The sequence below is a fragment of the Parvibaculum sp. genome, assembly GCF_049672805.1.
Lineage (GTDB): Bacteria > Pseudomonadota > Alphaproteobacteria > Parvibaculales > Parvibaculaceae > Parvibaculum.
Genome location: NZ_JBATWS010000321.1, coordinates 1 through 11856 on the forward strand (window position 1 = coordinate 1; position 11856 = coordinate 11856).

The 11856-nt window shown below is 61.1% G+C and carries 11 protein-coding genes and 1 riboswitch; of the genes, 4 read left to right on the top strand and 7 right to left on the bottom strand.

Going from position 1 to position 11856, the window contains the following annotated elements:
- The 3 genes from WBF74_RS10155 to WBF74_RS10165 all read right to left on the bottom strand — a co-directional run.
- A partial coding sequence (locus tag WBF74_RS10155) for an ABC transporter ATP-binding protein (protein ID WP_424439092.1) occupies positions 1 to 735 on the bottom strand: 735 nt, incomplete at its 3' end.
- Positions 735 to 1739: a FecCD family ABC transporter permease gene (locus WBF74_RS10160; protein ID WP_424439065.1), complete on the bottom strand. Its 1005-nt coding sequence runs from the start codon at positions 1737 to 1739 to the stop codon at positions 735 to 737. The genes WBF74_RS10160 and WBF74_RS10155, both read right to left, overlap by 1 nt.
- Positions 1736 to 2608: an ABC transporter substrate-binding protein gene (locus WBF74_RS10165; protein WP_424439068.1), complete on the bottom strand. Its 873-nt coding sequence runs from the start codon at positions 2606 to 2608 to the stop codon at positions 1736 to 1738. Before WBF74_RS10165 ends, WBF74_RS10160 begins: the two co-directional genes overlap by 4 nt.
- A 77-nt stretch (positions 2609 to 2685) precedes the next feature.
- Positions 2686 to 2888, bottom strand: a riboswitch (cobalamin riboswitch).
- Between the two features lie 97 nt (positions 2889 to 2985).
- On the opposite strand from WBF74_RS10165, the gene WBF74_RS10170 reads away from it, so the two are divergent.
- A complete protein-coding gene (locus WBF74_RS10170; protein ID WP_424439070.1) occupies positions 2986 to 3618 on the top strand; it encodes a glutathione S-transferase family protein in 633 nt (210 codons plus the stop codon).
- Positions 3619 to 3652: 34 nt separating this feature from the next.
- Here the strand turns inward: WBF74_RS10170 and WBF74_RS10175 are convergent, their stop codons facing one another.
- From WBF74_RS10175 to WBF74_RS10190, 4 genes are all read right to left on the bottom strand, one after another.
- A complete protein-coding gene (locus tag WBF74_RS10175) occupies positions 3653 to 4666 on the bottom strand; it encodes a hypothetical protein (protein ID WP_424439072.1) in 1014 nt (337 codons plus the stop codon).
- Between the two features lie 112 nt (positions 4667 to 4778).
- On the bottom strand, positions 4779 to 5141 hold the full coding sequence (locus WBF74_RS10180; RefSeq protein ID WP_424439074.1) for an HU family DNA-binding protein: 363 nt from the start codon (positions 5139 to 5141) through the stop codon (positions 4779 to 4781).
- 156 nt (positions 5142 to 5297) lie between these two features.
- On the bottom strand, positions 5298 to 6257 hold the full coding sequence (locus WBF74_RS10185) for a ribonucleotide-diphosphate reductase subunit beta (RefSeq protein WP_424439077.1): 960 nt from the start codon (positions 6255 to 6257) through the stop codon (positions 5298 to 5300).
- Positions 6258 to 6683: 426 nt separating this feature from the next.
- Positions 6684 to 8687 carry a ribonucleoside-diphosphate reductase subunit alpha gene (locus WBF74_RS10190; protein ID WP_424439080.1) on the bottom strand — a complete coding sequence of 668 codons (2004 nt, stop codon included), beginning with the start codon at positions 8685 to 8687 and terminating at the stop codon, positions 6684 to 6686.
- 305 nt (positions 8688 to 8992) lie between these two features.
- Between WBF74_RS10190 and pip the strand changes: the two genes are divergently transcribed.
- The 3 genes from pip to WBF74_RS10205 are packed head-to-tail and all read left to right on the top strand — an operon-like array spanning position 8993 to position 11821.
- The gene (gene pip / locus WBF74_RS10195) at positions 8993 to 9961 is read left to right on the top strand and encodes a prolyl aminopeptidase (RefSeq protein ID WP_424439083.1); all 969 of its coding nucleotides are present in this window, start codon (positions 8993 to 8995) and stop codon (positions 9959 to 9961) included.
- A gap of 13 nt (positions 9962 to 9974) precedes the next feature.
- Positions 9975 to 11069, top strand: a complete 1095-nt coding sequence (locus WBF74_RS10200) for an FUSC family protein (protein ID WP_424439086.1) — start codon at positions 9975 to 9977, stop codon at positions 11067 to 11069.
- A 14-nt stretch (positions 11070 to 11083) separates the two neighbouring features.
- The gene (locus WBF74_RS10205; protein WP_424439089.1) at positions 11084 to 11821 is read left to right on the top strand and encodes a type 1 glutamine amidotransferase; all 738 of its coding nucleotides are present in this window, start codon (positions 11084 to 11086) and stop codon (positions 11819 to 11821) included.
- Positions 11822 to 11856 lie beyond the last annotated feature (35 nt).

Here is an 11856-nt window from a genome sequence, read left to right on the forward strand (position 1 = left end):
CTCTTCACCCTCGCCGATCACCGCCTCGACGCGATAGGTCTCGCGGATATTTTGCGACGTCAGCACAGCACCCGGCGCGCCATCGGCCTTGATCCGTCCACCATCAAGCAGCAGGAGCCGGTCACAGTGGCGCGCGGCGAGCGTCAGATCATGGAGCACGGCGATCACCGTGCGCCCCTTGTCCGCATAGGCGCGGAGCACTTCCATGATGCGGATCTGGTGATAGGGGTCCAGCGCGGCCACAGGCTCATCCACCAGCAAAAGCGGCGCTTCGACCGCCAGCGCGCGGGCGAGCAGGACACGCCCCCTCTCGCCGCCCGAAAGGGCGAGAACATCGCGCCCGACGAAGGCTTCCGCGCCTGCAAGCTGAAGCGCGCGCGCGATGGCCGCTTCATCCTCCGGCCCCGGACGGCGAAAGGGCGCGAGATGCGGCAGGCGGCCCAGCGCAACAAGGCGCGAGACTTCAAGCGGCCAATGACTTCCCGCCCCTTGCGCGAGATAGGCAATGGCGCGGGCCCGCGAGCGGGGAGACAGTTCCGCGAGAGAGGTGCCATCCAGCGTGACGCTTCCCTGAAAGGGGATGAGGCCCGCAATGGCCCGGAGCAATGTTGTCTTGCCGACGCCATTTGGCCCGATCAGCCCGATGAACTGCGCGCCTTCCGCCTCGAAAGAGACATCGCGAACGATGCGCGTTTTCGCGAGCGACGCCGAGAGTTGATCGACGACGAGGCGCATCACGCATTCTCCCGTCGCGTGCGCAGCACGAGCCAGAGAAAGAAGGGCGCACCGAGAAGTGCCGTCACCACACCGATCTTGAGTTCCGGCCCGTTGAGCGGCAGGCGCACGACCAGATCAGCGGCAAGGACCAGTGCCGCACCGCCAAGCGCCGACGGCAGAAGCAAAGAGGCGGGGCGCTGGCCGACAAGCGGGCGCATGAGATGCGGCACGACGAGGCCGACGAAACCGATGACGCCGGTAACAGAGACGGCAGCGCCGACAGCAAGACCCGTGCCCAGAATGGCGCGCAGCGTGACAGAGCGCATGGAGAAGCCGAGTGTTGCCGCCGTCTCTTCCCCCAGTGCCAGCGCGTCCAGCGCCCGGGCGGTGGAGGCAGCGAGCAGCCAGCCCAGCCCCATGAAAGGCAGGACGAACCAGACCTGCATCATGCTGCGATCCGTCAGTGAGCCGAGCATCCAGAACACAATCTCAAGCGCCGCATAGGGGTTCGGCGACAGGTTGAGCGCGAGCGAGGTGAGTGCGCCGGTGAAGGCCGACAGCGCGACACCCGCGAGAATGATGGTGACGATGGAGGGATTGCGTCCCGCAAGCAGATAGAGAATGGCAAGGGTTGCCAGTGCGCCCAGCACACCGCCTGTCGGTATCAGCATCACGCTGCCCGCAGCTGCGCCGGAATAGAAAATGAGGACAGCACCGAGTGCCGCGCCGCCTGAAACGCCGATAAGCCCCGGCTCCGCAAGCGGGTTGCGCAACAGGCCCTGCAGCACAGCGCCGGAAAGGCCGAGCGTTGCACCGGTGAGAAGGCCAAGCAGCGCACGCGGCAGGCGGACCTCACTAAAAACAAGGGCCGCAATATCGCGGTCTGTTTCCGACATGATCGCGAATTTTTCGGCAAGCAGCTCACCGCCACGGCCAATATAGATGGAGGCGGCAAACAGCGCCGTTGCCAGCACGGCAAGCACGACATTCACTACCCAGGGCGCAAGTTCTCCCCTCCTCATTGCGCGCGCTCCTGATCGGTGGATGCGAGGGCGCGGCGTGCCATGATGTCATCATGGGTGGCGGCAAGAAGTGCTGCCGTCCTTGCGACGTAATGCGTGTTGCATGTCCAGTCACCGGCGGGGAGGTCCAGTTTCTCGGCATGGCGCTTGCGATAGAGATGGAGCGCGGGGTGCGCCAGCAATGCGCCTGCAAGTGATGGTTCGTTTGGCCTGTATATGCCCAGCGCGATCAGTTGCGGGCGGAAGGCGATGACATCTTCGATGCCCGGATAGACGAGCCCGACCGGATTTTCATGCGCGATGACATTGCGAAAGCCTGTCAGGGTGAGGATGCGGCCAAGCACGGAGTCGGGCGTCGCGGCACTTCCCATGTCCTGATAGAGAATGGCGGTCGGTCCGTTGGCTGCGTTCCGCCGGGCCTTTTCCAGTTCGGCATCAAACGCCGCAACGATTTCCGCGCCCCGCGCCTCACGACCCAAAGCTTTCGCAACGAGGCGGATGTTGGCGCGAATATCCTCGAAACTTCGCGAGTCCTTCACCAGCACAAAGGGAATATTTACCCGGTGAAGCAGATCGAGTGTGAAGGGCGAGGTCCATTCATGCGCAAGCACAAGGTCTGGCGCGAAGGGCAATATTTCCTCGATGCGGGCATCGTTTCGCGGCAGGCCGCGGAGCTTTTCCGCAACGGGGGAATCTGCCGCATCCTGACCGAGGCGGAAGACCGACTTCAGCGTGCCGGGCGCCGCAATATCAGCCGCATAGATGTCGGAGCACAGATTGATCGAAACGATGCTGCGCGGCGCTTCCGCTGCGGCGGCAAAAGCCCAGCAGATCGCTCCCAGCAGGATGGACAGAGGCAGAAGTCTCATTTTCGTCTCGCGCCACGCATCAACATTGATGTCGTCTCGCGGGACACCCGCATTCTCCCGGCGCACCCCGGCCCGGAGAAGGACGACAGCCCATGGCAGGTTTCCTGGCTACGCGGTTCATCGCCTCTTTCCGCCTTCCCGCCCGCATGGGCAGTGGCAAACAAGAAAGAGGCTCGCCGCTTACAGTTGCGGGGGCAGCCGCGTTTCGCACCATCAGCGCTGTCGCGTTCCCTTTTAACCCCGGCCTTGCCGCCGGAGCACCATGAGCGCGCGCAGTTTAGCGGTTGGGGCGCACGGAGCAAGCGGCGGCGGCAAGCCCCTGCATTTTCGCGGAAAATGCTCTACCGTCTGCACAAAATGACATTCGGGGAGACTTCATGCTCACGCTTTATCACTGCAATGGCTCGCGCTCGATGCGCTCGCTCTGGTTGCTCCATGAAATGGGGATCGACTTCGAACTGAAGGAACTGACCTTCAGCATGGAAGGCTTGCGCACGCCGGAATATCTCTCGATCTCGCCACTCGGGCGGGTCCCCTGTCTTGTAGATAACGGGCAGGCGGTGTTCGAGTCAGGCGCTATCGCGCAATATCTCGGCGAGAATTACGACAGGGAAGGAAAGTTCCACCGGCCCGCGGGGCATCCGGAGCGGACCGAATGGCTGATCTGGCTCCATTATGCCGAGACGATGGCCGTGCATGGGGCGAGCCTTGTGCAACAGAAGGTTTTTATCGCGCGAGAAGAGCGCTCGCCCGTGGTGCAAAAGCTCGAATCCCGCCGCCTCGAAAAATCTCTCGAAGTGGTGGACCGGCATCTGGCGGATCGCGACTATCTGCTGAAAAGCGGCTTCAGCACGGTGGACACGAATGTCGGCTACAGCGTGCATCTGGCGAAGGGCTTTGTGAGCCTCGATCCCTTCCCGAATGTCGTGAAATATTATGAGCGGCTTTCGGCCCGCCCCGCCTTCAAGAAGGCCGCCGCAAGCGTGCCGCTGGACGAGCAGGCGCGCTGAGCGTCATTGCGAGCGCGGCTCTTCGCACTGACAGCTACAGTTTCGGCACGGCTTCCAGAACCGGCTTCGGCGCGCGGGTTTCCGTGAAGAGGCCCCAATGGGCTTCTTCGGGATGCGCGCCGGGAACGGGGGTTTCGTCATAGGCGCGCCAGGGCGCGTCAAAGGCGGAGAAATAGGCGAAGGCGATGAGGCGGGAGGGGGCAAGCTGGCGGGCGAGTTCGGCGTAGAAGTCCTTTTGCGCGTCCGGCGAGAAGCCTTTTTCCGCAGGCGCGGTCGGGATGCCCGTCTCTTTCACGAGGATCGGGCCACAAAAGGCTTCTGCCGCAAGGCGCTCGCCTGCCTTCACCACGAATTCGGCGCGATTGAACGCAGGCGCCTCTGCAAACCACGGCTCGAAAACCGGGTGGATATTCGCCGCGAGGAAATCGAGTTCGCGCAGCACGGAAGCCGCCTCGGCTTCATCAAGGAAGATGGCGAAGGGCTCAGTGATGGTAAGCGGGAGGTCGGGTGCGTCCTTGCGGAATGTTTTGATGGCGCGGGCATAGTCCGTCCATGTGCCACGCCCGCCAAAGACCATCTCATTGCCGAGCGAGAGACCGACGACGATCTCCGGTGCTTCCGCCCACGCCGCAAGCGCATTTGCGACTTCGGCTTCATCTGCCGGGTCCCACACACCGATGATGACAGCGCGGAAGCCAAGCTCCTTCGCAATGGCGGGGACAAGCTCACCTCCGCTATGGGCGCCATAGGTGATGAGACCATCGAACCACGGGCGGAGGGCGGCGAGATCGTCGCGGATTGATGCCTCGCTCGCGCGGGTCGGGTTGCCATCCCACACTTTCAGGTCGGTCGGCTGATAGGCAATGAAGCGGCCTTCTGCCATCGCGCCCTGCAGACGCTCAAGCGCGGGGGCGGCTTCGGTGCGGGCGGCGCAGACAGGTTCAGCCGCCGCCGGAAGGGCCACAATCAGCGAGAAAAGGCAAAGGCAGATGATGCGCATGGCCTGATGCTGATTCCGCTTTGTGGCGATTTTCGGAAGCTCTGTCATTGCGAGGAGCCGCATGAGCAGCGGCAAAGCAATGACGGCAGCCCTTCACGAAAAAGCCCGGCATCCTTCCGGATACCGGGCTCTTCTGACTCTGGAAGTCCGAGGGTGTGCCTCAGATGGCTTCCTTGAGATCTTTCGCCACGCGGAAGGCAACCTTCTTCGAGGCTTTGATCTTGATGGCTTCGCCGGTTGCCGGGTTACGGCCCATGCGGGCGGCGCGCTTGCGCACCTGCAGGATACCGAGACCGGTGAGGCGAACCTTGTTCCCCTTCTTCAGGTTCTTCACCGTCAGCTCAACGAAGTCGCTGAAGAGTTCGGTCGCTGCCTTCTTGGACAGGCCGTGCTTTTCAGCAAGTTCCGCGATCAGCTTCGACATCGGAATGGTCGGCGCAGTCGCGGTCTTCTTGGCAGCGGCAGGTGCCTTGGCAGCGGTCGCTTTTGCGGGTGCCTTTTTGGCAGCGGGTTTAGTGGCCATGATTTGAATCCCCTAGGATAAGTTCGGCATCAAGTTTTACTGAGTCGCACGATTCGGCCAAGCGATAAGTGCATATATGGCGGGCATCGGAGCGAAAAACTGCCGAAAAATGCCTGTGGGACGGGGCTTTTGCGCGCCCCGCCCTCGCAAGATGCCTCAATCGAAGGCTTCGTCCCATGTGCCGCGCGTCGAGGCCTTGGAATATTCGGTCGCCCGGTTCTCGAAGAAGTTGGCGTGTTCGATGCCGTTCAGCATCTCGTCCATCCAGGGAAGCGGGTTCTTGCCGATGCGATAGATGGGCTGGAGGCCAAGCTGCACGAGGCGGCGATCAGCGATGTAGCGGATGTAATCCTTCACCTCGCCCGCCGTCAGCCCTTCCACGCCGCCCATTTCAAAGGCGAGGTCGATGAAGGCATCCTCGTGATGGATCATCGTTTCGCAGGCGGTGTAGATGTCGCGCTGAAGCTCGTCGGTCCAGATTTCCCGGTTCTCGTCCACAAAGGTGCGGAAGAGCTTCACGATGGAATTGGTGTGCAGCGTCTCGTCGCGCACCGACCATGTGATGATCTGGCCCATGCCCTTCATCTTGTTGAAGCGCGGGAAGTTCATGAGGATGGCGAAGGAGGCAAAAAGCTGCACGCCCTCGGTGAAGGCGCCAAAGACGGCCAGCGTCTTGGCGATATCGGCCTTCGTCCCCATGCCCCATTTGCGCATGTAGTCGAACTTGTCCTTCATCTCCTTATATTTGAGGAAGGCTTCGTATTCCGCTTCGGGAATGCCGATCGTGTCGAGGAGATGCGAATAGGCGGAGATATGCACCGTCTCCATGTTGGAGAAGGCGCTGAGCATCATGGCCACTTCAGTCGGTTTGAAGATGCCCGAATAATGCTTCATGTAGCAGTTGTTCACTTCCACGTCGGCCTGAACGAAGAAGCGGAAAATCTGCGTGAGAAGATTGCGCTCGGCATCGGTGAGCTTCTTCGCCCAGTCCTTCACGTCATCGGCAAGCGGCACTTCCTCCGGCAGCCAGTGAATGCGCTGCTGCGTGAGCCACGCATCATAGGCCCAGGGATAGCGGAAGGGCTTGTAGACGAGACGTTCTTCGAGAAGGGACATGGGACAACTACCTTTCGTTGAACTGCGTTTGGAAAAAACTGGTACGGAGAACCTAATTCTTTGCTGGCTTTCTGCTTTCGATGAGCCTCCAGCAGAGCCGCCCATCTGGAAATCCACCGTTACAACTTTAATCCGCGCAGAACCTTTTCCCTCTTTGCTTGAGGTGTCTGACACTAGAATAGAAATATCGAATTCGATCAGAGAGCGCGCGCTCCGAGCCACGCTGAATCTCGATCAAGGTCTCGAAAAATGTACTGCTTCAGCTCCATACCACTTCCCTCCCCTGTTCCGTCATGCCCGGACTTGATCCGGGCATCCAGCCATCTCTTCGAGTTCCGTCGCTCTGGATTGCCGGGTCAAGCCCGGCAATGACGATAGGATTGGGGGATAGAACCAGCCTTGCGACCGGACCATCTGTTCAGCACCTCACTGACAGGCGAGGCATTCTTCGTAGTCGTTGGACTGTGCCTCAGCGGCGACCTGATCGAGTGTCAGCACATCGAGCTTCTTTGAGGGCACGAGCGAGACGGTTTCGGCTTTTTCTGCCCGCTGGATCGAGAGCGAGCGGCAGTAATAGAGGCTCTTCACGCCATGCTTCCACGCCATCATGTGCAGGCCGTGAAGGTCGCGCTTATGCACATCCGCCGGCAGGAAGAGATTGACCGACTGCGCCTGATCGATCATCGGCGCGCGGTCGCCTGCATGTTCGATGACCCAGCGCTGGTCGAGCTCGAAGGCGGTCTTGAAGACATCCTTCTCTTCATCCGTCAGGAAATCGAGATGCTGCACCGAGCCGCCATTCACAACGATGGATGACCATGTCTCATCATCATTGCGGCCCTTTTCCTCAAGCAGCTTCGTCAGATGGCGGTTGCGCACATTGAAGGAGCCGGACAGCGTCTTGTGGGTGAAGCTGTTGGCGGCAATCGGCTCGATGCCGGGCGAGGTGCCGCCCGTGATGATCGAGATCGACGCGGTGGGCGCAATCGCGGTCTTGTTCGAGAAGCGCTCATTGAAACCGTAATCTGCCGCATCCGGGCAGGGGCCGCGTTCTTCTGCGAGCTTCTTCGAGGCGGCATCCACACCTTCCTTGATGCGGGCGAACATGCGCTTGTTCCAGACCTTCGCCATCACGCCCTCAAAGGGGATCATGTTGGCCTGAAGGAAGGAGTGGAAACCCATCACGCCCAGGCCGACCGAACGCTCGCGCGCAGCGGCATATCGCGCACGCGCCATATCGTCCGGGGCGCGGTCGATGAAGTCCTGCAACACATTGTCGAGGAAGCGCATCACATCTTCGATGATGGTCGGATGATCCTGCCACTCAAGGAAGGTTTCGAGATTGAGCGAGGAAAGGCAGCAGACAGCCGTGCGCTCTTCGCCCAGATGGTCGCGGCCTGTGGGCAGGGTGATTTCGGCGCAGAGGTTGGAGGTCTTTACCTCAAGGCCCGCAAGCTTGTGATGCTCGGGGCGCGCATTGTTCACCGTGTCCTTGTAGATGATGTAGGGCTCGCCCGTTTCGATGCGGGCGGTGAGAAGGCGAATCCAGAGTGAGCGCGCGGAGACGGTTTTCTGAACGGAACGGTCCTTCGGCGAGAGCAGCGCCCAGTCGGCATCGGCCTCGACGGCGCGCATGAAGGCATCCGAGACGAGAACGCCATGATGCAGGTTCAGCGCCTTGCGGTTCGGGTCGCCACCGGTCGGGCGGCGGATTTCCATGAACTCTTCGATTTCGGGATGGTCGATTGGCAGATAGACCGCCGCCGAGCCACGGCGCAGCGAGCCCTGGCTGATGGCAAGCGTCAGCGAATCCATCACGCGGATGAAGGGGATGATGCCCGAGGTCTTGCCAACGCCGCCGACCGTTTCGCCGATGGAGCGCAGATTGCCCCAATAGGAGCCGATGCCACCGCCCTTCGCGGCAAGCCAGACATTCTCGTTCCAGAGACTGACAATGCCTTCGAGGCTGTCATTCGCCTCGTTCAGAAAGCAGGAAATCGGCAGACCGCGATGCGTGCCGCCATTGGAGAGCACGGGCGTTGCCGGCATGAACCAGAGGCGGGAGATGTAGTCATAAAGGCGCTGGGCATGGGCTGCGTCATCCGCATAGTAGGACGCCACGCGCGCGAACATGTCCTGATACGACTCACCGGGCATCAGATAGCGGTCGCGCAGCGTCGCCTTGCCGAACTCCGTCAGCAGGGCGTCACGGCCATGATCCACCCGCACACGGGGGCGCCCGCGCGTCTGCACGGCCTGATCATTGTCGCCAAAAGGCATTTCAGGCTCAGCCTGGGGGCGCGCTTCCTTGCGCGTGCGGACAACAGCCCGCTCACCCGTGATGATTGCCGATACGCTGGCCTCAACGTCGCTCATATCCACTGCTTTCGATGTATCGTTCAGCATGTTCCGGTCCCCGAATCCGCCCATGGGGCCGCATCCCCCACAGGCAAAAAGCCATCCCCCGGCGAGTGGAAACCCCTCGCCGCTTTCCTGCCCTGTACTTCAGGCAGAACGCGCTTCATTAAATGATTGAGCCGCGATGCTGGTTGTGTCCCCGGTGGCGCGGCATTCCCAGATATAGTAGCCAGCTTGACCCCAAGGTCAATCAGTAGTGGCGAGCCAAAGACAAAAATTTAGTTAACTACGCCTCACGCGGCTGGCCGCCATCGCAATTTTCATCGCATATTCAATGGGTTGATTCCGCACCGCCCAGCCCCCGCAAGGATCCGATCATGCCCGACAGCACCGCCGACCGCCGCAGCTTTTACCCCGAGATCGAGCCTTATCGGACGGGGACGCTCAAAGTATCTGATTTGCACACAATCTATTTCGAGGAATGCGGCAATCCGAAGGGCAAGCCCGTCATCATCGTGCATGGCGGGCCGGGCGGCGGCTCGAACCCCACCATGCGCCGGACGCATAACCCGGAAGCCTATCGCATCATCCTGTTCGATCAGCGGGGCTGCGGGAAATCCACCCCCCATGCGGAGCTGCGCGAGAACACGACATGGGACCTGGTCGCCGATATGGAGCGCATTCGCGAGCATCTCGGTATCGACAAATGGCAGCTCTGCGGCGGCTCATGGGGCTCCACCCTGTCGCTTGCCTATGCGCAGACCCATCCCGACCGCGTGACCGAGATCATCCTGCGGGGCATTTTCACGCTGCGGGAGCGGGAGCTTCACTGGTTCTATCAGGAAGGCACGGACGCGATCTTCCCGGACGCATGGGAGGAGTTCATTGCACCGATCCCCGAAGCCGAGCGTGGTAATCTGATGGCCGCCTATTACAAGCGCCTCACCGGCGACAATGAAGCCGAGCGGCTTGCCTGCGCGCGGGCATGGAGCATCTGGGAGGGAACGACGCTCTCGCTCTATTCAGACCCGGAGCGTGTGAAGCGCTTTGCAGACGGTCATTTCGCCCTCGCCTTCGCGCGGATCGAATGCCACTACTTCATGAACAAGGGCTTTTTCGAGCCGCAGGATCAGCTCATCCGCAATGCGGACAAGCTGAAAGGCATTCCCGGCGTCATCGCCCAGGGGCGCTATGACGTTGTGACGCCAATGTTTACCGCGTGGGAGCTTGCAAAAGCATGGCCGGAGGCCGATCTCCACATTGTGCCCGATGCCGGGCACACGGCGACAGAACCGGGCATTGTTGATGTGATGGTGAGGGCGAGCGACCGTTTCGCCCACGCCTGAGCAGGGTGAAGGGTTGATCGAGCAAGTCAGGGATTACATTCCGGCAATAAGAAGTTCAGGCCTGCGTTACGCGGTTCGTGTTGCCGTGGCGGGGCTTGTTTCCTATTTCCTCGCCGTCTCGCTCTCTCTTCCACAGGGCTATTGGGCCGTCATCACCGCCATTGTCGTCATGCAGAACACGGTTGGCGGCTCACTCGCGGCCGCCCTTGACCGGCTGACGGGTACATTGCTCGGCGCGGCGGTGGGCTTCGGCGTTGCGGTTCTCCATCTTGATGGCTATGCGGCGGGCCTCGCGCTTGCCATTGCGCTGGCACCCCTCGCCTATGCGGCGAGTGTCAGTTCACGCTTTCGGGTGGCGCCTATGACAGCGGCCATCATGTTGATCGGTGTGGGCGAGAGCGCGCTTGATCCTGTGGATGCCGCCATAGGTCGCGTGCTCGAAATCCTGCTTGGCAGCAGCATCGGTGCGACGGTGGCGCTTTTCGTGCTGCCGGCGCGGGCGGAATTTGCGCTGACACAGAAACTCGCCGAATTGCTGCGGCTCTTTTCCGAGGCGATCGAGATTGACCGCAAGGCAATCTGTGAGGGCGGGGACAAGGACGACAAGCTCCTTCTCAACCGCCGCATTCGCCGCGCAAGCGCACAGGCCGAAATGCTGGCCGGGGAAGCGAAGCAGGAAATCAGCGCACATCTTGCGGCCGATATTGAAACCGGGCCTCTGCTCCGCACCGTGCGGCGGCTTCGGACCAACCTTCTGCTGATCGGTCGCGCGACAGCCGGGGCATGGCCGGATCATGCAAGGCAGGAACTGTCACCCGCCATCAACCTGCTGTTTCCGGCGCTTTCCGCCCATCTGCTGGTGCTTGCAGAAGCGATGGAACGTCGCAGACCCGTGCCACCGAACGAGGCGCTTCGCAATGCGTTGCAGGGCTTCGACGCCACCATTCAGAAATTTCGGGCAAACCCGGCGAGTGACGAAATGGCGGCGGACGAAACGTCGCGCGTTTTCGCACTCGCATTTGCTGTAGATCAGTTCCGCAGGGATACTCGCGACCTGACAAACAGGCTGAACGAACGGGCAGACAGCCATATCGTGCCCGCAAGCTGAACAAGAAGAGTTCGATGCATATTCTCTATCTCGTCAATGCGCTCGATTCACCGCCCGGTGTGTTGCTGGAGGAAGCGACGCGACAAGGCGCAGCTGCCACACAGATCGACACTGTGAACCGCCGCGACATGACAACAGGCTTGGAGCACGATGTGCCCGAAAGCCCGGACGGGTTCGATGCGCTTGTCGTGCTTGGCGGCGTGATGGGCGTTTATGAAGCGGATCGCTATCCCTTCATCGAGAAGAGCAAGCGACTGGTGCGGCAATTCCATGATGCGGGAAAGCCCGTCATGGGCGTCTGCCTAGGCTCGCAGATCGTGGCGAGCGCCTTTGGGGCACCTGTCTATCGGATGATGGAGCGGCTGGAGACGAAAGAGGAATGGGGCTTCCTGCCCCAGACATGGGAAGAAGCCGCAACAGGCGATCCCCTGCTTCAAGATGCAGCGCCCGGTCTTTGCACCATGCATTGGCATGGCGATACATTCGATCTGCCGGAGGGTGCTCTCCGTCTCTCCACGCGGGAGACTTGTCCCAACCAGGCCTTCCGCATCGGCGACAAGACCTATGCCTTCCAGTTTCATCTGGAAGTGACGCGGCCAATTCTTGATGGCTGGACCAGCCTGCGGGCGAAATCGCTTGATGTCCCCCGGGCGGAAATCGAAGCGTTGATCGAACCACAGATCGAAGCCTCACTTTCCGCGCAGGAAGAATTTGCGCGCCGTGTGATGCGGCGGTGGATGGCGCTCGCCTGAGAGCGCCACCCGCCTTATCCGTCAGAAGTTCACGC